This is a genomic window from Pseudomonas sp. FG13 (genome assembly GCF_057809755.1).
This window is the reverse complement of record NZ_JBMDKO010000025.1, coordinates 1-25229: the sequence shown is the minus strand read 5'-3', so window position 1 is coordinate 25229 and position 25229 is coordinate 1. Positions and strand designations below refer to the sequence as shown.

The following is a 25229-nucleotide window of genomic DNA, read 5'->3' as shown; positions in this document are numbered from 1 at the left end:
CCCCTTCGCTACATCCCCCCCGCCCCATTGCCCGTCTACACTCGAAACATCCTCCCTATGCCATAACGAGACCGTGATGCCCAGACTGACGGCCCTGCTCCTGCTGTCACTGATGACCTGGACCGCAACGGCTGGCGCATTGATGCTCACTGACGAAGAGCGCCGCTGGCTCAAGGACCACCCCGACCTGCGTCTGGGCGTCGATGCCTCATGGCCTCCGTTTGAATTTCGTGACGACCAAGGCCGCTATCAAGGCCTGGCCGCCGATTACGTCGAGGTCATCCGTGAGCGACTGGCTGTCACGCTCACGCCCGTCGAACCTGCCAGTTGGACTGCCCTGCTGGAACAGGTCGCACAAGGCAAGATCGATCTGCTGCCGGGCATCATGTCCACTCCCGAACGCCAGAACTTCCTGGCATTTACGCGCCCTTACCTGGACTTTCCGATTGTCATCCTGGCCCATCGAGGCGGAGCCCAGCCTCACAATCTCAAGGACCTGTACGGGTTGAAAATTGCTGTGGTGGAGAACTATGCGCCCCATGAACTGCTGCGCAATCATCACCCCGACCTGAATCTGGTGGCGCTGCCCAACGTCAGTTCAGCCCTGCAAGCCCTGGCGACCGATGAAGTGGATGCCGTGGTAGGCGACCTTGCCTCCAGTGTCTGGAGTCTGCGCCAGCTCAAACTCGAAGGCCTGTACGTCAGCGGGGAAACGCCGTATCGCTACCAGTTGGCAATGGCCGTCCCTCGCGAGAACAAAATACTGGTGGGCATCCTGGACAAGGTCATCGCCGACATGAGCCCGGCCGAGGTCACTGAAATCCAGGAGAAGTGGGTCGGCAATGTCCGCGACCACCGACAGCTCTGGTCCGACCTGCTGCTTTATGGCCTACCCGGGATGCTGCTCTTGATGGCTATCCTGGTGGCAGTGATTCGTGTCAACCGCCGCCTCAGTTCGGAGATCACCCGTCGAGTCGACCTGGAGCAGGAACTGCGCAGCAGCGAATACCACTATCGCGGACTGGTGGAAAGCCTCTCGGCGATCGCCTGGGAAGCCAAGGTCAGCGACTTCACCTATACCTATGTGTCGCCCCACGCCGAAGACTTGCTCGGCTATCCCCTCTCCCATTGGCTGATCCCAGGCTTCTGGCGCAACATCATTCATCCGGCCGATCTGATCCGCGCCCAGACCTACTGCGATAATGAAGTGCTCGCCGGACGCGACCATTGCATCGATTACCGGGTCATCACCGCCGATGGCCGCTGCCTGTGGGTACGCGACATTGTCAGCCTGATCGAACATGGCCACGAGCCGGTGATGCGCGGGCTGATGATCGACATCAGCGAAGCCAAGCGCACCGAGGAAGCGCTGCGACTCTCCGAGCAGAAATTCGCCTCGGTGTTCCGTCAGTGCCCAGACATTCTGGTGATTGCGCGCCTGCTGGACGGCTGCTTGCTGGAGGTCAACAAAACCTTCGAAGAGCAGATTGGCCTGAGCGCCGACGAGGTGGTGGGCCAAACCGCGACCGAGCTGAACATCTGGGGTATCCAGGGCGTTGGCCCGAGCCTGCTGCAGCGCTTGCAGGCGGGGAGTATCCGCAACCTGGAGATGCCTTTTCGCCGCAGCAACGGCCAAGTGTTCACCGGGCTGATATCCGCCGAACCCTTCGACCTCGACACCACGCCAGCCCTGGTCGTAGTGGTGCGGGACATCAGTCAACTCAAGAAAACCCAACAACAACTGCAAACCTCCGAAGAGAAGTTCGCCAAGGCGTTCCACGCTTCGCCTGACGGCTTGCTGTTGTCCCGACAAAGCGACGGCCTGCTGATTGAGGTCAATGAAGGCTTCAGCCGCATTACCGGATTCAACAGCGCCCTGTCGGTGGACCGCTCCACCCTGGACCTGGGGATCTGGGTCAACCTCAACGAGCGTAAGCAGATGCTCGACCTGCTGCAGCGTGACGGCTACGTCAAGGACTTCAGCTGCCATATCCGGCGCAACGACGGGCAGATACGACTCTGCGAAGTCTCCAGCCGCCCGTTACCCATCGGCAATGAAGACTGCATGCTGACCATCGCCCGAGACATCACCGAACGCCATCTGATGCAGGAAAAACTGCAACAGGCCGCCACCGTGTTCGAAAGCACGGCCGAAGGCGTTCTGATCACCGATACACAACAGCACATCAGCGCCGTGAACCGCGCCTTCAGTGAAATCACCGGCTATAGCGAAACCGAAGCCTTGGGCCATACGCCACGGCTGCTGGCCTCCGGCTTGCACGACAGCGCATTCTACGCCGCGATGTGGCACCAGTTGACGGCAGAGGGACATTGGCAGGGAGAGATCTCCAATCGCCGCAAGAACGGCGAGCTGTACCCCAGTTGGCTGACCATCAGCGCGGTGCGCAATCGTGATCAGCAGGTCACCCATTTCGTCGCCGTCTTCGCCGATATCTCCAGCCTCAAACACGCCCAGGCCAAGCTCGACTACCAGGCTCACCACGACCCGCTCACTGGTCTGCCCAACCGCACGCTGTTCGAAAGCCGCTTGCTGACGGCCCTCAACAACCAGCAGGAAAACGGTGGGCAGGGCGCGGTGCTGTTCCTGGACCTTGACCGCTTCAAGCACATCAACGACAGCCTGGGACATCCGGTCGGCGACCTGCTGCTCAAGGGCATCGCCGTGCGCCTGCGGGAGCAACTGCGTGATATCGATACCGTGGCGCGGCTGGGCGGTGACGAGTTCATCATCCTGCTGCCGGGCCTGCAGCAGCCCAGCGATGCCGAGCATATAGCCCTGAAGCTGCTGAACTGTTTCGCCGCGCCGTTTCAGGCCGGCGAACACGAGTTCTTCATCAGCGCCAGCATCGGCACCAGCCTCTACCCCCAGGATGGCTGCGACGTCGCCACACTGGTCAAGAACGCCGATGCCGCGATGTACCGCTCCAAGGCCAAGGGCCGCAACCGCGTGGAAAGCTACACCCGCGACCTCACCGCCCAGGCCAGCGAGCGCGTGGCCATGGAGTACGAACTGCGCAGGGCAATTGAACGTAACGAGCTGTCACTGTCCTTCCAACCGAAAATCAGCCTCGCCGATAACCGACTGGTGGGCGCCGAAGCCTTGGTTCGTTGGACCCACCCGACGTTTGGCGAGGTGCCACCGGAACACTTCATTCCCCTGGCGGAAGAAAACGGCATGATCCTGCAGATCGGCGACTGGGTCCTGGAGCGCGCCTGCCGACAGCTGTACGAGTGGAACAGTGCCTACGAAAGCCTCGGCCCACTGTCGGTCAACCTGGCCGGAGCGCAACTGCGCCAACCGAACCTGCTGATACGTATCGAACAACTCCTGAGAGAGAACCACCTGAAGCCCGGTTTACTGCAACTGGAAATTACCGAAAACTTCATCATGAGCCAGGCCGAAGAAGCCCTGACGGTGCTGCATCAACTCAAGAAGCTCGGTGTCCAACTGGCCATCGACGACTTCGGCACCGGCTACTCCTCCCTGAGCTACCTCAAGCGCCTGCCGCTGGACATTCTCAAGATCGACCAATCCTTCGTCCGCGGCCTGCCCGACGACCCCCACGATGCAGCTATCGTGCGGGCAATCATTGCCCTGGGCCGCAGCATGCAATTCACCATCATCGCCGAGGGCGTCGAAACCCTGGCCCAGCAGCAATTCCTGGCCGAAGAAGGCTGCGAACAGATCCAGGGCTATATTGTCAGCCTGCCCCTGGGCGCCGACGAATTCGCCGCGACGTTTCTGCGTATGACCGTATCGGATTTTTCGGATAGCACAGCTGAGAAACCGTCGCTATAATCCGCGGCCTACTGAGGGCCTATAGCTCAGTCGGTTAGAGCAGAGGACTCATAATCCTTTGGTCCACGGTTCGAGTCCGTGTGGGCCCACCAACTTGAAAGCCGCGCATTGCGCGGCTTTCATCGTTTCAGATAGCTGAAAATCGCCATCTCCTCACCTTGCAAAACGCAGTTCCGTCTAAGGTCCGTCCAATTTAATTTGGACATCCCCATAGACAAAATCAGCCAAAGGTTTTCATAAAAGGCTCAGCACAGCGGCGGATCGCAGCCACCACATCAGGCGCCTGCTCACAAAGCTCAGTCGAGCGGGCCAGCACACGCTCCAATGCCTGTAATTGATTGCGGATTATCGTTTCCGGCTCGGCGATGTCACATACCTGAGCGAAGTCCAGCACGCCTTGTCGGGAAGCAAATAAGGACTTGTTTCCAACCAGATCAAGTGCCAAAACGTCCGCAGGAATGTACGCCGTTGTATTAACAATATCGTAGGCCGGAGCCAAGCGTGCGTCGCGCTGGGTTGGCTCGGAGTACAACAGTCCGAAGTTTTTCAGGTGGGCGTCACCATTACCAACGATACAGCTCAAGGTTACGATGGCAAATAGTTGCGCCAGTGAATCTTCTATATGCTCCGAAGGGCAGAACAGGCGTATAGCCTTGGCAATAGCAGAATAGCTCTTGCTATATTTTTGCTCGGCAGGAAGCCCCATCAGTACTGCCATATCCTCAAAACCCACGGGATTGAGCTGCTCGTCCCGGTCAAAACGGCGCATGACAAACAGTTTGGCATTATCGGAAAGGTAAAACTCTGGAACAGGAATTCCCGCTTCTCTGGCCACGGACATGCACAGGAATTCGTTGATTGCCAATCCGGGAAATTCATCACGACCGCTTTTGATGATCAGATCAGAGGTCTTCGAGGTGAAACGCTGTGTGGCGCTAGCCTGACGCTCTGGAACCAGGACTTTTGGCTGCACACCCGATATCCCAGCACGCAAGATGTAACGATCGACCAAATCGACGAAGATGTCCTCCGCACCATCCCAAGCCAGGATTTCCTCCAGCTTTTCTCCGGGAAACTCTTGACGTCGCAAGAGCGCATCAACGTTCGCAGAGGTGATTGCTACACGCCCGATAGGCGAGCTGCTGCCAGACAAGGCCAGCAGCAACATGGGATCGACGTTTGCCACTTTAGCCAAGCGATTGCGCAACTGCTCCAGGACGTAACCCTCCGGCAAGTTCATCTGGAAGATTGGGTGCAGGTCCCGATGACGGTACTCATCCAGACGTACTGGCATCAACAAGCTGATCGCCGCCTGTGCTGCCGCATCCTCATGGTAGCGAAACAGATAGTACCCAGCGCTGCAGAGGATCTTTCCGCTGTCGCCTTCTGGCGTCGTGACCTGCAATGAGGCAACCATCAGTCAAACACTCCTTGGATTTCATCCAGCGTGGGCATGACTGCAGGAATTACAGAAAGTTCGCAGTCCAGGGCTGCCACAACCCGTGCATAAGCAGCCATGCCCACCGAGAGGTCACCCTTCTCGATTGCGATGACCTTCTGCCGGGTAATACCAGCTAATCCCGCTAGCCTGGCTTGTGTCAGCCCACGATTGAGGCGACGTTGCTTAAGCTGCTCGCCAAGGCGAGCTGTGATGAGAGGATAATCCATGTTCTGTATACATAACAATGCGAGATAAATGTAACGTATACAGAACTTTTCACGTAAGGCAAAACAAATTTTCTTCAAGATTAGGAAGCACGTGCGTGTATAACCACGCATTGCACGGCTTTCCTGTTTTTGAGAGGGTAGCCGCCTCGCTTACCTACCTCCTCATCGAGATTCCATCATCGCCACCCCCACCCTCCCCCGACTGTTCCTGGAGCTGTTCTGGCAACTCGCCATCCTCCTGGTGCCGGCCTTTTTCGTCGCGGTCATGCCATCCCCGCTGGCACTGCTAACGGTGCTGTTCTTCGGCCTGTTGATGGGCATCGCGGCGAGGCTGGGCTCCTTATCAGTGGGGCGGGGCTGCGCCCGGTTGATGGTCGGCGCCGTGTTTGGCCTGGGTTTCAGCCTGGGCAGGGCGCTGCCCGAGTGGTGGGGGATTCTGGTGGCAATCGTCGCCATCATCGGCGGGCTCGCCTGTGTCAGCAAATGGGAGCGACGTCTCGGCCTGGTGTCGCCCCCTGTCAAAGGACCCAGTGCCTGGGGCGGATCCGAGCCACAACTGACTCCGGAGGGTGAGTCGATCCGGACGTTCAACCACGGCGAAATCGCCATGGGCGGGCCGACCTATTGCGACTATCTGTTTCCCGATGGGGTGCTCCTGCAAGGCCTTGGTTCCTCAGCGGTGTTTTCCAGCGATGGGCGTTATTTCGCCGCGCCGGTGCCGTCCCGGCAGAGCTGGGGGCTGCTCGTTCTCGACCGTCATCAACGCCAGGTCTACCGCTGCGACAACAGTGAGTTCTGGGAACTGGACACGCTGGACCTCAACAGCCTGAGCGGTCGCTATAGCCCGTTGGTGGACAACAGTGTTCGCCAGACCCGAATCGATGAACTGCTGCAAACCGCCGATGCCGCCAATCTGGTGCCCGTTGCTGATCTCTGGCTGGAGCCTGGCAGTTATCCGGACAATATTGCGCACACCTTCGAACGGCGCTCCGCTGACGGACAACAATGCCTGATAGGTGACATCGTCTTGCCCCCGGCTTTTCGCGATCTGCCCCAGCCTTTGGAACCATTGCGTTCACCGCGTTATGCCATCAGCGTCAATGGACAGCCGTCAGCCCTGCTGATGGCTGCCGACACAGCATTGGTATGGAGCACCGATCAGCGCGCGCTGGTGTGTCAGGCCCAGGAGCAAACCGAGCATCCGAGCGGCGACCTCTACTGGTTGTGGCAAGTTGATCAGGGCTGGCGGGCACTGCCTTCGCCGTGGGTGAAGCGTGAGGCCGAACCCTCTTTTTATTGGCATGACGTGTCGGGCCTCGACGCGCACCATGTGCATATCGAGTCGTACCTCGACTACCCGCGTCCATCCCTTGGCCGCTATGGCTATCGCCTCGACAGCATCCACAGCGATACCGAAATCCAGGCGGGCCATGACGCCCAAGGTCGGGTGCAGGTCGCCGAGTTTCAATTGACCCGGATGAGCATTGTCATGCCATTGGACAGTCAGGGCCGGCGAGGTGAGTCGTTCATAGCGACGCAGCCGATGCTGGACGGTATTTGCGCGCATCTGATCTGGCTCTGCGACAACAACGAGGGGCTGGGGGCTTATCGCTGTCAGATCGGTGACTGGCGGTTGCCCGGGCGTTGGTTACTGGATCATCGAGTCTCCGACTGCGGCCGTTACCTGGCGCTGTTGCCTTTTGCAGACTCGATGACAGTCGCCACTCACGCCGCCGTTGTCGACGTGAAGGCGCGATGCCTTCTGGAGGGCCCCTCCATGTGGGTGGCCCGCCTACTCGATTTCCGTGATGGCGTGCTGAGCCTGGCGGCGATCACCGGCCGTCTGGACCAGGACCTGAACGGCAACGCACTGCAGCGCTTCAATGTGCCTGCGCCGAACGTCGGTAGCGATCCTTCGTTCTTTCATCCCGATGCGCAATCCCGTCTGTTCTACACCACCGTGGAATTGCAGGTGAGCGATTCACAGTTATGCCGTGTTGCCCCTTGGCGCCTGGTGGATCGACCGCAGGTTGCCATTGCCGAGGGCGACTTCATCCAGCCCTCCCCCACCCACCAGGATGCCGCCTGGCTGTTCGGCAGCGAGACGGAATATGGCGACAGTTGGGTTCATGCGAATACGCCGCGGCTCGGAGGCCATCTGTTGACCGCATCCGGTTGCGCGTTGAGTGACCTTGCGCCCTCGATGATCTGGTCACCGGATGGCCGCTATCTCGCGCTGACCCGCATGGCTACCGATGTGACAGAGCTTTGTGGAAGCTACCGCGGCTGGCAGTTACTGCTACTCGATGTTCAAGCGCACACGCTACGGGTGCATTCGCAATGGTTGGGCAACCGTCCGCTGTTTGAAGGTTTCGACGACCAGCAGGTGCTCACACGCTGTTTTGAACGGGATTGGGAAGCGGAGGACGACGAGGACCCTGGTTCTATCCAGTCATTGCCATTGGCGCTGTTGCTGCAACTGCCCGTTGAACAGCTGGTCTGCCAGGACGGTTTCTGGCTCAGGGCCTCGCACTTACATCTGGCGCCGTACTGGCAAGCGTTGGCGTTACCTGCCATCCACTATTTCGAGCACAGGAGCCTGTAACATGCCTACCACCGATGCCCGCGCCGGAGCCCACCTTGTCTGACACCCGCCCTCCCGTTCTCGACGAAATCGATCGCCAATTGATTGCCGCCCTGCAAATCAATGCCCGGGAAAGCGTCGCCATGCTCGCTCGGCAACTGGGCATCGCCCGAACGACCGTGACCTCACGGCTGGCCCGGCTGGAAAAAACCAAGGTGATTACCGGCTATGGCGTGCGCCTTGGACAGCGGGTGATCGATGGCGGCCTGCAGGCTTACGTCGGCATCAAGGTCCAACCGCGCTCCGGCAAGGATGTGCTACGGCGTTTGAGCGCCATGGCCCAGGTCCAGCAGTTATGCGCGGTCAGTGGCGAGTTCGATTATGTGGCCTGGCTGCGCACGGATTCGCCGGAACAGCTGGATCAGTTGCTGGACCAGATCGGCAGCGTGGACGGCGTGGAAAAGACCACCACCTCCATCATCCTCAGCAGCAAGATTGATCGGGGGCAGCCGGTCTAGGGCTGTGCCACCCGAATCAATGTGGGAGCGAGCCTGCTCGCGATAGCTTCAGTCCAGCCACCATCTACCTGGGCTGACAAACCTCTATCGCGAGCAGGCTCGCTCCCACAAGGAAGTGCGCTTCGTCATTACGACTTTTAAACGCATCAAAATGACGTTTAATAATTCATAACGACGACACATTGCGTCTTATTAACGTGTTTAACGCGCTCTAGAATGGCCGGCATCTTTCCTATACTCAGACGCGAGTCAGCGTCGAGTCGCCCCTCAAGGTCAGCCATGAACAAGCACAATCGCCACCCAGCAGACGGTAAGAAGCCCATCACCATTTTCGGGCCGGATTTTCCTTTCGCCTTTGACGACTGGATCGAGCATCCGGCCGGTTTGGGCAGTATTCCGGCTGACAATCTCGGAGCGGAGGTGGCGATCGTCGGGGCCGGGATCTCTGGCCTGGTGGCGGCGTACGAACTGATGAAGCTGGGCCTCAAGCCGGTGGTCTACGAGGCGTCGAAAATGGGCGGGCGGCTGCGCTCGCAGGCGTTCAATGGCGCCGAAGGGATTGTTGCCGAATTGGGGGGGATGCGCTTCCCGGTGTCGTCCACGGCGTTCTACCACTATGTCGACAAGCTGGGGCTGGAAACCAAGCCGTTTCCCAACCCGTTGACCCCGGCTTCCGGCAGCACCGTCATCGATCTCGAGGGCCAGACTTACTACGCGCAGAAATTGGCGGACCTTCCCGCGTTGTTCCAGGAAGTGGCCGACGCCTGGGCCGATGCGCTGGAGGACGGCTCGCGCTTCAGCGAGATCCAGCAGGCGATTCGTGACCGTGACGTGTCGCGCCTCAAGGCGCTGTGGAACACGTTGGTGCCGCTGTGGGACGACCGCACCTTCTATGATTTCGTCGCCACCTCCAAGGCATTCGCCAAGCTCTCGTTCCAGCATCGTGAAGTATTCGGCCAGGTCGGTTTCGGCACCGGCGGCTGGGATTCGGACTTCCCCAACTCGATGCTGGAAATCTTCCGCGTGGTGATGACTAACTGCGACGATCACCAGCACCTGGTGGTGGGCGGCGTGGAACAGGTGCCCCACGGTATCTGGAAACACGTGCCGGAACGTTGTGCACACTGGCCGAAAGGCACCAGCCTGAGTTCGCTGCACCTGGGCGCACCCCGCAGCGGTGTGAAGCGCATCGCTCGCGCCGAGGACGGCCGGTTCAGCGTGACGGACGTCTGGGGCGATACCCGGGAATACGCCGCGGTGCTGGTCACCTGCCAGAGCTGGCTGCTGACCACCCAGATCGAATGTGAAGAGGCGCTGTTCTCGCAAAAGATGTGGATGGCCCTGGACCGCACCCGCTACATGCAATCGTCGAAGACTTTTGTCATGGTCGACCGCCCGTTCTGGAAGGACAAGGACCCGGAAACCGGCCGCGACCTGATGAGCATGACCCTCACCGACCGCCTGACCCGCGGTACCTACCTGTTCGACAACGGCGACGACAAGCCAGGCGTTATCTGCCTGTCGTACTCCTGGATGAGCGATGCGCTGAAAATGCTGCCCCATCCCGTGGAAAAACGCGTGAAGCTGGCCCTCGATGCCCTGAAGAAGATCTACCCCAAAGTGGATATCGCCGCCCGGATCATCGGCGATCCGATCACCGTTTCCTGGGAAGCCGACCCGCACTTCCTCGGCGCCTTCAAGGGCGCCTTGCCGGGTCACTATCGCTACAATCAGCGCATGTACGCGCATTTCATGCAAGACGACATGCCGGCAGAACAAAGAGGGATCTTTATCGCTGGCGATGACGTCTCATGGACACCAGCCTGGGTTGAAGGCGCGGTACAGACCTCACTCAATGCCGTGTGGGGAATCATGAAGCACTTCGGCGGTGAAACTCACGCCGAGAACCCGGGTCCAGGTGATGTATTCAACGAGATCGGTCCGATCGCGTTGCCTGAATGACACGGCCCGAATAAAAGGAGTTGTCGATGCGCGTAGCCCTCTATCAATGCCCACCGCTGCCACTGGATCCGGTCGCCAACCTGCAGCGCCTGCATCAGGTGGCGCTGGAGGCCAGGGGCGCCGATGTGCTGGTGCTGCCGGAGATGTTCATGACCGGCTACAACATCGGCGTCGACGCGGTGAATGTATTGGCCGAGGTCTACAACGGTGAATGGGCGCAGCAGATCGGCCGCATTGCCAAGGCCACCGGCCTGGCGATTCTCTATGGCTACCCTGAGCGCAGCGAGGACGGGCAAATCTACAACTCGGTCCAGTTGATCGACGCCCAGGGCGAGCGCCTGGCCAACTATCGCAAGAGCCATCTGTTCGGTGACCTCGACCATGCGATGTTCAGCGCGGGTGATGACTCGCTGCCGATCGTGAGCCTCAACGGCTGGAAGCTCGGTTTCCTGATCTGCTACGACCTGGAGTTCCCGGAGAACGCCCGACGCTTGGCCCTGGCCGGCGCCGAGTTGATCCTGGTCCCGACCGCCAACATGCAGCCCTACGAATTCATCGCCGACGTGACGGTGCGCGCCCGGGCTATCGAAAACCAGTGCTTCGTGGCCTACGCCAATTACTGCGGCCACGAAGGTGAATTGCAGTATTGCGGCCAGAGCAGCATTGCCGCGCCGGATGGCAGCCGTCCGGCCCTGGCGGGACTGGATGAAGCCTTGATCGTGGGGGAGCTGGACCGTCAATTGATGGAAAACTCACGCGCAGCCTACAACTACCTGCATGACCGCCGTCCTGAGCTTTACGGCGACCTGCACAAGCACTGATTGAGAACATCCTGCAATCCGCTAGCATGAGCGCATCTCTACCTTGGAAGCGCTCATGCCGGCCCCCGATTCCCTCCGCTCCTCCACTGAAACCCTGGTCAATGGCCTAAAGGTGACATTGCGTCATGCAGCCGGTCTCAAACGCAGCGCGGCCGTGCTGCGGGTAGCCGCCGGCAGCCATGATGCGCCATTGGCCTGGCCGGGCATGGCGCACTTCCTTGAGCACCTTTTCTTCCTCGGTACTGAGCGTTTTCCTGCGGGAGAACATTTGATGGCCTACGTGCAACGGCATGGCGGCCAGGTCAACGCACGGACCAGCGAACGCACCACGGACTTTTTCATCGAGCTGCCGCCTGCCGCCTTCGCCGGCGGACTGGACCGGTTGCAGGACATGCTTGCCCATCCGCGCCTGGACGAAGCCGACCAGTTGCGGGAACGGGAAGTGTTGCAGGCGGAGTTCATCGCCTGGTCCCAGGACCCGGCGGCCCAGCGCCAGATTGCCCTGCTGGAAGGCCTCTCGATGGCCCACCCGCTGCGGGGTTTTCACGCCGGCAACCGTGACAGCCTGGCCGTGTCGCCGCCTGAATTCCAAACGGCACTGCAGGACTTTTATCGACGGTTCTACCACAACGGCCAAATGACCCTGAGCCTGGTTGGCCCGCAAAGCCTCGATGAGTTGAGCGCTCTGGCAGAATCATTCGGCAACGACCTGCCCGCCGGCGACGTAGCTGCCCGGCAGTCACCACCGAAACTGATGGAATCGGCCGATACCGGTTATCAACAGCTCAGCGACCGTCGCCTTGATCTGCTATTCGCCTTCGAAGACCTGCCCAGCGCTTCTCCCCAAGCTTTGGATTTTCTCTGCACCTGGCTGAACACCGGCAAACCGGGCGGCTTGCTGGCCACGTTGCGCCAACGTGGTCTGGCTGACAGCCTCAATGCCACGCCGTTGTATGAATTTGACGGACAGGCGCTGCTGCACATCGAACTCAAGCTCGACGAGCCTCAACGGCACGACGAAATACAGCCGTTGCTGCGCGACTGGTTGGGATTTTTTGCCGCCCAGGATGACTGGGCATCCTTGCGCAAGGCGTTGACTGCCCTGCTCCATTGCCGGCAGGAGACCGCATCGGCGCTGCAATTGGCGCGCTCGGACAGTGAAGGGCGGGGACTCCCCCTGTCGGAGAACGATCTTGTGAGGCTCAGAGAAATCCTCAGGCAGTTGCACCCTGCGACTCACATCACCGAAGCATGGCAACTGCCCGCGCCCAACCCGTTCCTGCAAACGGCCGTCGAGCCACCCCGCGCCGGTCTGATACGCGGTCAGACAAGCGCCCACCGCGGTTTACGGACCTTCGCCCAGGACCGCTCCCGGGGGCGACGCGACCGCTCACCCATGCAATTCAGACAGGGACTGACGGATCACCCCCGTGAAGGCGTGGTGTACCTGCGCTGGCGACTGGCGGCTCAAACGCCCCACGGTCTTCAGTCCAGGCTGGAACAGCACCTGCAGGAATTGCGAGAGGAGGCCCGGCAGGCCGGTGTTGAAGTCACCATGGAGATCTCCGGAAACCAAAGCCTGCTGAAGCTGATCGGTTTGCAGCCACCGATACCGCTGGTGCTCGAACAGGTCCTGACAAAGTTGGGGGAACCGCTGCCCAACGCTGCAGACGAAGCGCCGCTGATGCCGATTCGACATTTGTTGCAGGCGCTGGCGGATCACTGTCGACCGTCGTCTCCACCAGAAACCAGGCCACGGCCCGACAGCGACCAAAGCCTGTGGGCGACCGCCGAATGGGACGGCTTGGCCATCGGCCTTTCTGAAACAGCCCAGGGCGCCATGGGGCCTGCCCTGGCCAGGGTCCCCGGCATTGCCGCCCAGCCAGTCGAGCCGGCGCCGCTCTTGGCTCAGCGTATCTGGCACAGGTTGCCGACCCAGGGCGACGAGCAGGCCGTGTTGCTGTTTTGTCCGACCCCCACCCTGGCGTTGCCCGACGAAGCCGCCTGGCGGTTACTGGCACAGCTGTGTCAAACGCCGTTCTACCAACGCCTGCGGGTCGAGTTGCAGCTGGGCTACGCGGTGTTCAGCGGATTGAGGCAGATCGATGGGCAAACCGGTCTGCTGTTCGGTGTCCAGTCGCCCAGCGCCTCGGCGACTGAATTGATCACGCACATGGAACAGTTCCTGGAAGCACTACCGCAACTGATCCGACTGATCGACGATTCGACCTTGCTCGGCCAGCAACGGGCACTCGCCTCCCAGTTCCACAGCGACACCCTGCCCTGCGCCCAAGCGGCCGAACTGCTTTGGCAGGGTAAACTGGCCGGCCGCCCGTCGGATTACCTTGAGCAACTTTGCGCTGCGATCGCGGGACTGAATCGCGCGCAATTGCTCGATGCCGCCGGCCGCCTGATCGACGCCGAAGGTGGCCGGTATTGCCTGAGCAACGGTGTTTGCCCGGATGAACATTGGCACATAGCGAAATGATCATTACAGCGTCTGCAATGAGCTTTCTCGGAGAATCGAGGCGTGGAATTTTGTTTAATTTAGTAACATAGCAGCCTAAGCATCTGAACATCTCCGAACGGAGGTGGACTATATGTATAGATCTCAACCGTCCCACCCCAACCAAAGGAGTATTTCCATGTCCTGGTCCAAACCCGCATATATCGACCTGCGTATCGGTTTCGAAGTCACCATGTACTTCGCCAGCCGTTAATTGCTGCAGTCGGTTGAATGCGCAGCAAACGCCTCGGTCTCCCGGGGCGTTTTTTATTTCGGTTTGCAGATGGAGCGGCCATGTTCGTCCAGATTCTAGGTTCCGCCGCTGGCGGCGGTTTCCCTCAATGGAACTGCAATTGCGCCAATTGTGCAGGTTTTCGCAACGGCAGCCTGCGGGCCCAGGCGCGCACCCAGTCGTCCATCGCGATTTCCGATGACGGAGTGAGCTGGGTTTTGTGCAACGCCTCTCCGGACATCCGCGCCCAGCTCCAGAGCTTCGCGCCGATGCAGCCTGGCCGGGCCCTGCGCGACACGGGCATTGGCGCGATCATCCTGATGGACAGCCAGATCGACCACACCACCGGCCTGCTCAGCCTGCGGGAAGGCTGCCCGCATCAAGTCTGGTGCACCGACATGGTCCACGAAGACCTGAGCAGCGGTTTTCCCCTGTTCAACATGCTGACCCACTGGAACGGTGGACTGAGTTGGAACCGCATCGAACTCGACCAGAGCTTCACCGTGCCGGCCTGTCCAAACCTGCGCTTTACCCCGCTGCCCCTGCGCAGCGCCGCGCCCCCTTATTCGCCACACCGCTTCGACCCGCACCCGGGGGACAACATCGGCTTGATCGTCGAAGACCTGCGTACCGGCGGCAAACTGTTCTACGCACCGGGCTTGGGCAAGGTGGATGGACCGCTGTTGGAGATCATGGCCGGCAGCGATTGCCTGTTGGTGGATGGCACGATGTGGGACGACGATGAGATGCAGCGCCGCGGCGTCGGCACCCGCACAGGTCGGGAGATGGGCCATCTGGCGCAGAACGGTCCCGGCGGTATGCTCGAAGTGCTGGAGCAACTGCCCGAGCCACGCAAGGTACTTATCCATATCAACAATACCAACCCGATTCTTGATGAAGATTCACCGGAACGGGCCGAACTTGTACGCCGAAAGATTGAAGTGGCCTACGACGGAATGAGTATTGAGTTGTAGCAAGGGTGGGATGATTGTGGGAGTGAGCGTGCGCTGTGTCAGCCTGGTTGTGCTGGCCGGGCTGGCCCCATCGCGAGCAGGCTCGCTCCCACAGTAGTCCGAGTGCGCCACAGAACCCATGTGGGAGCGAGCCTGCTCGCGATGAGGCCAGCCCAGACGCCACAGAACCCACGGTTATTCCCCGGAGAACCGCAATGACTGATAGCCCCCTTTCCCCCGCCGAGTTCGAAGCGGCCCTGCGTGCCAAGGGTGCGTATTACCACATCCATCACCCGTATCACGTGGCGATGTATGAAGGCCGTGCCACTCGCGAGCAAATCCAGGGCTGGGTCGCCAACCGCTTTTACTATCAGGTGAACATTCCGCTGAAGGATGCTGCGATCCTGGCCAATTGCCCGGATCGGGAGATCCGCCGCGAGTGGATCCAGCGCCTGCTCGACCACGACGGTGCACCCGGCGAAGATGGCGGCATCGAGGCCTGGCTGCGGCTGGGCCAGGCCGTGGGGCTGGATCCCGATCAACTGCGTTCCCAGGAACTGGTGCTGCCAGGGGTACGATTCGCCGTGGATGCCTACGTCAACTTCGCCCGCCGGGCCAGTTGGCAGGAAGCCGCCAGTAGCTCGCTGACCGAGCTGTTCGCCCCGCAGATCCATCAGTCTCGCCTGGACAGCTGGCCACAGCACTACCCGTGGATCGATCCGGCCGGCTATGAATACTTCCGCACGCGCCTCGGTCAGGCCCGCCGTGACGTGGAGCATGGCCTGGCGATTACCTTGCAGCATTACACCACCCGCGCGGGTCAGGAGCGCATGCTGGAGATTCTCCAGTTCAAACTGGACATCCTCTGGAGCATGCTCGACGCCATGAGCATGGCCTACGAACTGAACCGCCCGCCCTATCACAGCGTGACCGGACAACGGGTCTGGCACAAAGGAATCCCCTTATGAGTTTCGACCGCAGCAAAACTCCTCGCTGGCGCCCCGGCTATCGCTTCCAGTACGAACCGGCGCAGAAAGGTCATGTGTTGCTCTATCCTGAAGGCATGATCAAGCTCAACGACAGCGCTGCGCTGATCGGTGGCCTGATCGACGGTGAGCGGGATGTCGCGGCCATCATCGGCCAGCTGGCCAAGCAGTTTCCCGACGTGCCCGAACTCGGTGACGACATCGAGCAGTTCATGGAGGTCGCCCGTGCAGAGCACTGGATCGAACTTGCCTGACCAGCCGGCGATCGGCTTGCCGCTGTGGTTGCTGGCGGAGCTGACCTATCGTTGCCCGCTGCAATGCCCCTACTGCTCCAACCCGCTGGACTTCGCCGAGCAGGGCAAGGAGCTGAGCACTGAGCAGTGGTTCAAGGTGTTTCGCGAAGCCAGGGAAATGGGCGCCGCGCAGCTGGGCTTTTCCGGTGGCGAACCGCTGGTGCGCCAGGACCTCGCCGAACTGATCGGCGAGGCGCGCAAATTGGGTTTCTACACCAACCTGATCACCTCCGGCATCGGTTTGACCGAACAGAAAATCAGCGATTTCAAGAAGGCCGGCCTGGATCATATCCAGATCAGCTTCCAGGCCAGCGACGAGCAGGTGAACAACCTGCTGGCCGGCTCGAAGAAAGCCTTCGCACAGAAACTGGAAATGGCCCGGGCAGTGAAGGCCCACGGCTACCCGATGGTGCTCAACTTCGTCACCCATCGGCACAACATCGACAAGATCGACCGCATCATCGAGCTGTGCATAGCCCTTGAGGCCGACTTCGTCGAACTCGCCACCTGCCAGTTCTATGGCTGGGCGCAGCTCAACCGGGTGGGGCTGCTGCCTACCCGGGAACAACTGGAGCGCGCCGAACGCATCACCAACGAATATCGCGCCAGGCTCGAAGCCCAGGGCCATCCGTGCAAGCTGATCTTCGTCACCCCGGACTACTACGAAGAACGTCCCAAGGCCTGCATGAACGGCTGGGGCAGCCTTTTCCTGACGGTGACGCCGGACGGCACCGCGTTGCCTTGTCACGGCGCCCGACAGCTGCCGGTGCAATTTCCCAACGTGCGCGACCACAGCATGCAGCACATCTGGTACGACTCCTTCGGTTTCAACCGCTTCCGCGGCTATGACTGGATGCCTGAGCCGTGCCGCTCCTGCGATGAAAAGGAACAGGACTTCGGCGGTTGTCGCTGTCAGGCGTTCATGCTCACGGGCGATGCCAGCAATGCCGACCCGGTGTGCAGCAAATCCGAACACCACGGGGTGATCCTCAAGGCCCGGGAAGAAGCCGAGCACGCCACCCAGACCATCGAACAACTGGCCTTTCGCAATGAACGAAACTCGCACCTCATCGCCAAAAGCTGACCCCTTCAGCGCCGCCCAGGCCGTTGCGGCGGGGATCGACTTCGCCGAGTTGAAGCTCGGCCCACTGGGTCTGTTCTGGAACGAATATCGCCCGGAAGACGGGGCCTGCCGGATCTGGCAGTGGCAAGACGCCCAGGCCCGCTGCCTGACCCCGGACGGCTTCAGCGCGCGCAGCCGGGTCTATGAATATGGCGGTGGATCGTTCTGCCTGGGCGACGACAGCGTGCTGTTCGTCAACGACGCGGACCAGCAACTGTACCGCCAATCGCTGAGCGACGAGAGGCCCGTGGCGCTGACGTCGGGAGACTGTCGCTACGGGGATCTCGGTTTTGCCGCCGGCCAGGTATTGGCGGTGGAGGAGCAGGCCAACCGGCATCGTCTGGTAGCGATTGACCTGACAGATCGACAACGGCATCTCTTGGTCGAAGGCGCCGACTTCTATGCCGCGCCAACCATGAGCCCGGACGGCCAACGGCTGGCCTGGATCGAGTGGAGCCGTCCGCATCAACCGTGGACAGCCACGCGACTGATGCTGGCCGAGCGCACCGCTTCCGGTTGGAGTGAAGCACGCTGCGTGGCGGGCGACACTGAAGAGGAATCCATCCAACAGCCGCGTTTCGATCATGCCAGCCGCTTGTACTGCCTGAGCGATCGCGGCGGCTACTGGCAGCCGTGGGCTGAGTCGACGGACGGCTTGCAACGGCTGCCCTGCGCTGAAGCCGATCATGCTCCCGCACCCTGGCAACTCGGCGGTTGCACCTGGTTGCCATTGGACAGCACCACGTACCTGGCGAGCTGGACCGAAGCGGGTTTCGGGCGGCTCGGCCTGTGCCGCAGCGACGCTGGGCAGGAAGATTTCACCGGCGTCTACAGCCGCTTTCGCAACCTGGCACTGGACGAGCGATTCATCTACGCCATCGTCGCCTCACCGGTCAGTCCGTCCGCAGTCATCGCGATCGAACGCCACAGCCACGACACACAGGTCCTGGCCGGCGGCGTCGCGCCTCTGCCCGTCGAGCAGATCAGTCGCCCGCAGACCCTGCACTATCCGTCGACGTCGGGCATGGCCCATGGGTTCTTTTACCCAGCCATGGGAGCGGAAACCAAGCCGCCATTGCTGGTTTTCATTCATGGCGGTCCCACCTCGGCCTGTTATCCCCTGTTCGATCCGCGCATCCAGTACTGGACCCAGCGCGGCTTCGCCGTCGCGGACCTCAATTACCGTGGCAGCAGCGGCTATGGCCGAGCCTATCGGCAAGCGCTGCATTTGAACTGGGGCGTGGTGGACGTCGAGGATGCCTGCGCGGTGGTTGGCTACCTGAACGAGCAAGGCCTGATCGATGGCCGCTGTGCGTTCATTCGCGGTGGCAGCGCCGGTGGCTACACGACGCTCTGCGCGCTGGCGTTTCACGACGTATTTCTTGCTGGCGCCAGCCTTTATGGTGTCAGCGATCCGGTCGCCCTGGGTCGCGCCACGCACAAGTTCGAAAGCGATTACCTGGACTGGCTGATCGGCGACCCGCAACAGGACGTCGACCGTTACCGCGCCCGTACCCCGCTGCTGCATGCCGACCAGATCCGCGCGCCGGTGATTTTCTTTCAGGGCGAACTGGACGCCGTGGTGGTGCCACAGCAAACCCGCGATATGGTCAGGGCACTGGAGGACAACGGCGTGACGGTCGAAGCGCACTACTACGCGGATGAACGCCACGGCTTTCGCAAGGCGATGAACCAGGCCCATGCGCTGGAGCATGAGTGGTTGTTCTATCGGAAGGTGATGGCGTTGTAAGGAGATGAAGAACCTGTGGGAGCGAGCCTGCTCGCGATAGTGGTGGATCAGTCGACATCCATGTTGGATGACAGACAGCTATCGCGAGCAAGCTCGCTCCCACATGGGTTTTGCTGCAATGTTCAGCGCTTGGCGATGATATAGACCGCATGGACGATGCCGGGGATGTAACCCAACAGAGTCAGCAGAATATTCAGCCAGAAAGCCCCGCCGAAGCCGACTTGCAGGAACACGCCCAATGGCGGCAACAGAATGGCGATGATGATGCGAATGAAATCCATGGTGGGCTCCTGATGGGCGATGGCTACATTGCCATATAGCACATTGACCCATGACCGCTCGTCAGGGTTCAAACCATCAGTGAGTAGGGCGAAGCCAGGCACGAACAAAAAACGCAGGCAAAAGAAAACCCCGCCGAAGCGGGGCTTTGCAGACTGTTTCCCTGATATCCCTTTCACTCCACCTTCCTGGCGGAATCCTACGTGTCCGTGTTGTTTCTCTGCGCATCCTGCGCGACGTCCATGTGAAGTAGATTAGCCTTGGATCCAATCGACCGATAGAGGGAAATCGACATCACGTAATGTAAGCATTTGCTTACATTACCCTGTTTTCAGAACTGCGCCGCTTCCAGCAGGAACAACGACTCACTGCCCGCCTTCACCGAAGCGCTCAAGGAATGGATCCGTGGCAGCAGGCGGGCGAAATAGAACCGCGCGGTTCCCAGCTTGCTGGCATAGAAGTCGTCCTGGTTTTCCTTCCCCAATGCCGCCTTGGCCATCAACGCCCACATGTAGGCGTAGGCGGTGTAACCGAACGCTTGCAGATACTCCACCGACGCCGCGCCGATTTCGTTCGGGTTGCTTTTCGCCCGGTCCAGCAGCCAGTCGGTCAGCTCGTCCAGGGTAGCGACGGCATCATTCAACGGCCGGGTGAACTCGGCCAGATCGCTGCTTGCAGTGGCGGTGAAGTGACGGATTTCGTCGGCGAACAGCTTGTAGAACGCACCGCCGCTGCCGACGATCTTGCGCCCCACCAAGTCCAGTGCCTGGATACCGTTGGTGCCTTCGTAGATCTGGGTGATGCGAACATCACGCACCAACTGCTCCTGGCCCCACTCGCGAATATAACCGTGGCCGCCGAAAATCTGCTGGCCATGCACAGTAGTTTCCAGGCCCAGGTCCGTCAGGAACGCCTTCGCCACCGGCGTCAGCAACGCAACCAGATCTTCGGCGCGCTTGCGGGTGGCTGGGTCTTCGCTGAACTTGGCGGTATCCAGTTGCATCGCCACGTAGGTGGAGAATGCCCGGCCGCCTTCGTTCGAGGCTTTCATGGTCAGCAACATCCGGCGCACATCGGGGTGGACGATGATCGGGTCGGCGACTTTGTCCTTGTTCTGCGCACCGGTGGGCGAACGGCTCTGCAAGCGATCACGGGCGTATTCGATAGCGTTCTGGTAGGAGCGCTCACCAGACGCCAGGCCCTGGATACCAACACCCAGGCGTTCGTAGTTCATCATGGTGAACATCGCCGCCAGGCCTTTATTCGGCTCGCCGACCAGATAACCCATGGCTTCGTCGAAGTTCATCACACAGGTGGCAGACGCCTGGATGCCCATCTTGTGTTCGATCGACCCGCAGTTGGCCGCGTTGCGCGCGCCCAGGCTGCCGTCGGCATTGACCATGAACTTGGGCACCAGGAACAACGAAATGCCTTTCGGGCCAGCCGGCGCATCCGGCAGTTTTGCCAGCACCAGGTGAATGATGTTCTCGGTGAGGTCGTGCTCGCCGCCGGTGATGAAGATCTTGGTGCCGCTGACCTTGTAGGAGCCGTCGGCCTGGGGTTCGGCCTTGGTGCGAATGATCCCCAGGTCCGTCCCGGCATGGGGCTCGGTCAGGCACATGGAGCCCGCCCAGATGCCGGCGTACATGTTCGGTAGATACGCCGCTTTCAACTCTTCGCTGGCGTGGGCGTTGATCGACAGGCAAGCCCCGGCCGTCAGCATTGGGTACAGACCGAAGGACAGGCTTGCGGAGTTGACCATTTCTTCGACCTGGGCCGAAACGGCCTTGGGCATGCCCATGCCACCGTAGGCAGGATCGCCGCCGACACCAACCCAGCCGCCTTCAGCGTAAGTCTGGTAGGCCTGTGGGAAACCTGCCGGCGTGGTGACGGCACCGTTCGCCCAATGGCAGCCTTCTTCATCAGCGGCACGGCTGAGGGGCGCAATGCTTTTGCTGGTGACTTTGCCGGCTTCTTCGAGAATCGCTTCGACGGTTTCAGCGTCGACGGTCTCGGCCAGTGCCGGCAGCTCGGCCCAGAGTTTCGCGACCTCGAACACTTCATTGAGGACGAAGCGCATATCGCGCAGGGGCGCTTTGTAGTCAGCCATGGCAAACCTCGCAGGATCTAAACAGTTGGTCCGTGGGAAAACGGTTTTAGCAATGGTCGGAGTGTACCTCAACAACTTTTGAGACACATAGGGTCAACACATGACTGTTTTGTTATTTTTAGTCAAAACAAAAGATCACAGGCTTCGCCAGCTCCTACATGAAAATGCGTATTCCCTTTAGGAGCTGGCGAAGCCTGCGATCTCTGTTGGGATTCCCTCTAAATCAAAGCGCAAACAGCTCGGCCGGCAGCTTCATCAGACAGTCGCTTCCCGCCTCGATGGCGGCCCGATGGGCAGCCGTGCGCGGCAACAGGCGCTTGAAGTAGAACTCGCAGGTCGCCAGTTTGCCCCGGCAGAAATCTGCGTCACCGCTACCACCGTCGAGTTGCGCCTGGGCCACCAGCGCCATGCGCAACCACAGGTAGGCCAGGATGATATAGCCGCTGTACATCAGGTAATCCACGGAGGCGGCGCCCACTTCGTCCGGGTTCTTCATGGCGGCCATGCCGACCCCGGTCGTCAGTTCGCCCCACTGCCGGTTGAGTCCGTCGAGTTGCGCGATGAAATCCTTTAGCTGCGGGTGTCCGGTATTCGCGGCGCAGAATGTGTGAACGATCTTGGTGAACCCGCGCAGCAACTTGCCCTGGCTGCCCAACACCTTGCGTCCCAACAGGTCCAGGGCCTGGATTCCGTTGGTGCCTTCATAGATCGGCGCGATGCGGCAGTCCCGCACCAACTGCTCCATCCCCCATTCGCGGATGAAACCGTGGCCGCCAAACACCTGCATGCCATGGTTCGTCACCTCCAGTCCGGTTTCGGTCATGAAGGCCTTGCAGATCGGAGTGAGGAACGCCAGCAGATCCTCAGCCTGCTGACGTGCGTTTTCATCGGCGCCCAGGTGCGCCGTGTCCAGCAGTTGCGCGGTGAAATACGTCAGTGCCCGATTGCCTTCATTGAAGGCTTTCATGGTCAGCAGCATCCTGCGCACATCGGGATGGACAATGATCGGATCCGCGACTTTTTCCGGTGCCTTGGGGCCGGTGAGCGAGCGCATCTGCAAGCGGTCGTTGGCGTATCTGATCGCGCCCTGGAAGCTCGTTTCTCCCAGGCACAAGCCCTGCATGCCGGTGCCGAGCCGCGCATGATTCATCATGGTGAACATGCAATTCAGGCCCTTGTTGGGCTTGCCAATCAGGAATCCCTTGGCGTCGTCGAAATTCAACACGCAGGTGGCAGAAGCCTTGATGCCCATCTTGTGTTCGATCGAACCGCAGGTCACGCCATTACGTTCCCCCGCCTCGCCCGTGGCGTCAGGCAGGAACTTGGGCACGATGAACAGCGAGATGCCCTTGGTGCCGGCGGGGGCATCCGGCAGTTTGGCCAGCACCAGGTGAACGATGTTTTCACTCATGTCGTGTTCACCGGCAGAAATGAAAATCTTGCTGCCGGAGACCTTGTAGCTGCCGTCGGCCTGGGGCACGGCGCGGGTCTTGATAATGCCCAGGTCCGTGCCGCAGTGAGCTTCGGTCAGGCACATGGTGCCGGTCCATTGACCGGCGGTGAGCTTGCTCAGGTAGGTCTGTTTCTGCTCTTCGGTGCCATGGGCGTGAATGGCCGACATGGCGCCGTGGGTCAGGCCCGGATACATGCCCCAGGACGTGTTGCTGGACGCGATCATTTCGCTGATGACCAGGCCCAGGGAACCGGGCAGACCCTGGCCACCATAGCTCGGATCGGCGGCCAAGCCGTGCCAGCCGCCCTCCACGTACTGTGCGAAAGCTTCTTTGAAACCGGTAGGCGTGGTCACCACACCGTTGTCGAAATGACAGCCCTCTTCGTCGCCGGAACGATTGAGCGGCGCCAGTACGTTTTCACAGAAGCGCGCACCTTCCTCGAGGATCGCGTTGACCATGTCCGGGCTGGCATCGCTGGCCCCCAGTTCGGCATAACGGCCATGAAAATCGAAAACGTGGTCGATCAGGAAGCGCATGTCACGCAGGGGAGCTTTGTACTCGGGCATGGTGGTTTTCTCCGGTAGCAGATCGTTCAAACCTACTGCCGGCCACCAAGGCCCACAATCACAGTCCAGGCGCTGAATGCGCCGTCATCACTCAACCCGCGGCGGCTTCCATGCGTACCGCGCCACGGCGGTTCTGACCGAAGGCAACCACACAATTGCGTCCGGCGCCCTTGGCGTTATAGAGGGCCTGGTCGGCGGACTTGAGGACTTCTTCAGGGGTGCGCTGCTCGACACGTTCCGCGACGCCGATGCTGACCGTTACCGACACGCTGGACGCACCCGCGCCGGAACGCCGCTGGCGGCCTTGTTGGTCATCCTGGGGTCGGCTGTCCGGATTGCGCAGTTGAATGCTGTACGTCTCGATGGACTGACGGATGACCTCAAGGTGAGGCATGCACTCGTCGATGGTCTTGCCTGCAAACACCAGCGCAAACTCCTCGCCACCGTAGCGATAAGCCCGACCGCCGCCGCCGATTTTCGACAGTTTACTGGCCACCAGGCGCAGCACCTGGTCGCCCACGTCGTGGCCATGGGTGTCGTTGAATTTCTTGAAGTGATCCACATCGCTCATGGCAAGCACATAGTTGCGACCCAGCCGTTGCATGCGCTCGTTCAGTGCCCGCCGTCCCGGCAAGCCGGTCAGCTCATCACGAAACGCCATTTGATAGGCCTCATGGGCAACCGCCGCAGCGATCATCAGCATCACCTGGCTGCACATGATGTTCAGGGTGAATGGCAGGATGAAGGTTTTCGGCAACATCCAGAACAGCCCCAGCACGCCCACCAGTTGCGCGGCATGCAAGGGCCGGGGATTGCGCCAGTATTGCCATGACAGCAACAGGAATACGCCGATGAACACCGGATAGGACAACTGGATCAGGCTCATCCACGCACCATGCAACGCCGGCCAGCGGATCTCCGAAAGCCACAGCAGCAAGGCTTGAGGAAAGCTCTGTTCCAAGGCCAATGCCACACTGCCAAAGGCCAGCAGCACCGCAAACCGCGCCACCATGTCCTGGAACAGGTGGGTGCGCTCCTGCCATGCCGCGAACAGGCCAAACAACAGCGGCAACAACAGACAGACCAGGTGGAACACCACGGCCGCGTCTTCTCGCACCTTGCCGTTGTCCCGGTAGAAATCGGTCTGGGTGTCCAACAGAAAGTAGCCGATGTACACCGTGACCATCAGAAACAGCTCACGTTGACGTCGGTAAACCGCGCAGTACGCACCGCCCAGCAGCAACACCAGCGTAGGAAGAACGTTGAACAACGAGGTGAAGAAAACGTTGAGATCCTTGACGTAGGCAGCCGCAAGCCCCGCCAGCAACAGCAACAGCGAAGGTAGGAAATGACTGAAACGTACAGCGGAAGAACGCGGCAAGGGTAAAGCTCCAACCCGGCTGATCAAAGATGGCATTGTGCCTGCAATCGGGGCAGTAAGGCACGGGAGATGTGACAGATGTCACACTGCCATCGCTGTAACGGCAGGAAGGGATGTTTTCTTAAAGGCCTATTGGATGAATATTGTTTCAGGATCAGCGCATACCCCCTGTGGGAGCGAGCCTGCTCGCGAAGCGGTGTATCAGATAATTTTTTTGTCGACT

Annotated in this window: 18 protein-coding genes and 1 tRNA gene; 13 read left to right on the top strand and 6 right to left on the bottom strand. The window is 60.4% G+C overall.

The genetic code is table 11. The features are described from left to right. Positions 1-76: 76 nt before the first annotated feature. Both ACODTO_RS19135 and ACODTO_RS19130 read left to right on the top strand, forming a co-directional pair. Positions 77-3820 carry a bifunctional diguanylate cyclase/phosphodiesterase gene (locus ACODTO_RS19135; protein WP_139640619.1) on the top strand — a complete coding sequence of 1248 codons (3744 nt, stop codon included), beginning with the start codon at positions 77-79 and terminating at the stop codon, positions 3818-3820. A gap of 15 nt (positions 3821-3835) precedes the next feature. After that, positions 3836-3912 (top strand) — tRNA-Ile (locus ACODTO_RS19130). A gap of 128 nt (positions 3913-4040) precedes the next feature. On the opposite strand, the gene ACODTO_RS19125 is transcribed toward ACODTO_RS19130, so the two are convergent. Both ACODTO_RS19125 and ACODTO_RS19120 read right to left on the bottom strand, forming a co-directional pair. Beyond that, the gene (locus tag ACODTO_RS19125) at positions 4041-5237 is read right to left on the bottom strand and encodes a type II toxin-antitoxin system HipA family toxin (RefSeq protein WP_489106911.1); all 1197 of its coding nucleotides are present in this window, start codon (positions 5235-5237) and stop codon (positions 4041-4043) included. Next, positions 5237-5488, bottom strand: a complete 252-nt coding sequence (locus ACODTO_RS19120) for a helix-turn-helix transcriptional regulator (protein WP_047702789.1) — start codon at positions 5486-5488, stop codon at positions 5237-5239. Before ACODTO_RS19120 ends, ACODTO_RS19125 begins: the two co-directional genes overlap by 1 nt. Positions 5489-5753: 265 nt before the next feature. Between ACODTO_RS19120 and ACODTO_RS19115 the strand changes: the two genes are divergently transcribed. From ACODTO_RS19115 to ACODTO_RS19065, 11 genes are all read left to right on the top strand, one after another. Continuing rightward, the gene (locus ACODTO_RS19115) at positions 5754-8093 is read left to right on the top strand and encodes a hypothetical protein (RefSeq protein WP_489106910.1); all 2340 of its coding nucleotides are present in this window, start codon (positions 5754-5756) and stop codon (positions 8091-8093) included. 35 nt (positions 8094-8128) lie between these two features. Further along, positions 8129-8590: an Lrp/AsnC family transcriptional regulator gene (locus tag ACODTO_RS19110; protein ID WP_024779396.1), complete on the top strand. Its 462-nt coding sequence runs from the start codon at positions 8129-8131 to the stop codon at positions 8588-8590. A gap of 279 nt (positions 8591-8869) precedes the next feature. Beyond that, positions 8870-10552, top strand: a complete 1683-nt coding sequence (locus tag ACODTO_RS19105) for a flavin monoamine oxidase family protein (protein ID WP_139640625.1) — start codon at positions 8870-8872, stop codon at positions 10550-10552. Between the two features lie 26 nt (positions 10553-10578). Beyond that, positions 10579-11373 (top strand): carbon-nitrogen hydrolase family protein, encoded by a 795-nt coding sequence (locus tag ACODTO_RS19100; RefSeq protein WP_175384777.1) that lies wholly within the window; start codon positions 10579-10581, stop codon positions 11371-11373. 55 nt (positions 11374-11428) lie between these two features. Then, entirely contained in the window at positions 11429-13861 is a 2433-nt protein-coding gene (pqqF, locus tag ACODTO_RS19095; protein WP_489106909.1) for a pyrroloquinoline quinone biosynthesis protein PqqF, read from the top strand. Between the two features lie 157 nt (positions 13862-14018). Beyond that, positions 14019-14093, top strand: coding sequence for a pyrroloquinoline quinone precursor peptide PqqA (pqqA, locus tag ACODTO_RS19090; protein WP_003177660.1), 75 nt, complete (start codon positions 14019-14021; stop codon positions 14091-14093). Positions 14094-14173: 80 nt separating this feature from the next. Beyond that, on the top strand, positions 14174-15085 hold the full coding sequence (gene pqqB, locus ACODTO_RS19085) for a pyrroloquinoline quinone biosynthesis protein PqqB (protein ID WP_175362404.1): 912 nt from the start codon (positions 14174-14176) through the stop codon (positions 15083-15085). A 194-nt stretch (positions 15086-15279) separates the two neighbouring features. Then, positions 15280-16032, top strand: coding sequence for a pyrroloquinoline-quinone synthase PqqC (gene pqqC, locus ACODTO_RS19080; RefSeq protein WP_489106908.1), 753 nt, complete (start codon positions 15280-15282; stop codon positions 16030-16032). Further along, positions 16029-16304, top strand: a complete 276-nt coding sequence (gene pqqD, locus ACODTO_RS19075; protein WP_175384775.1) for a pyrroloquinoline quinone biosynthesis peptide chaperone PqqD — start codon at positions 16029-16031, stop codon at positions 16302-16304. Before pqqC ends, pqqD begins: the two co-directional genes overlap by 4 nt. Further along, complete coding sequence (gene pqqE, locus ACODTO_RS19070; RefSeq protein ID WP_175362403.1) at positions 16276-17427, top strand: pyrroloquinoline quinone biosynthesis protein PqqE; 1152 nt, start codon at positions 16276-16278, stop codon at positions 17425-17427. The genes pqqD and pqqE overlap by 29 nt, the downstream gene beginning before the upstream one ends. After that, a complete protein-coding gene (locus ACODTO_RS19065) occupies positions 17393-19216 on the top strand; it encodes a S9 family peptidase (RefSeq protein WP_489106907.1) in 1824 nt (607 codons plus the stop codon). Before pqqE ends, ACODTO_RS19065 begins: the two co-directional genes overlap by 35 nt. 122 nt (positions 19217-19338) lie before the next feature. Here the strand turns inward: ACODTO_RS19065 and ACODTO_RS19060 are convergent, their stop codons facing one another. The 4 genes from ACODTO_RS19060 to ACODTO_RS19045 form a co-directional block, all read right to left on the bottom strand. Continuing rightward, complete coding sequence (locus ACODTO_RS19060; protein ID WP_003177654.1) at positions 19339-19497, bottom strand: YqaE/Pmp3 family membrane protein; 159 nt, start codon at positions 19495-19497, stop codon at positions 19339-19341. 329 nt (positions 19498-19826) lie between these two features. After that, a complete protein-coding gene (locus ACODTO_RS19055; RefSeq protein ID WP_489106906.1) occupies positions 19827-21605 on the bottom strand; it encodes an acyl-CoA dehydrogenase C-terminal domain-containing protein in 1779 nt (592 codons plus the stop codon). A gap of 223 nt (positions 21606-21828) precedes the next feature. Then, positions 21829-23625: an acyl-CoA dehydrogenase C-terminal domain-containing protein gene (locus ACODTO_RS19050; protein WP_489106905.1), complete on the bottom strand. Its 1797-nt coding sequence runs from the start codon at positions 23623-23625 to the stop codon at positions 21829-21831. A gap of 91 nt (positions 23626-23716) precedes the next feature. After that, a complete protein-coding gene (locus ACODTO_RS19045; protein WP_139640643.1) occupies positions 23717-25006 on the bottom strand; it encodes a GGDEF domain-containing protein in 1290 nt (429 codons plus the stop codon). Between the last annotated feature and the right edge of the window lie 223 nt (positions 25007-25229).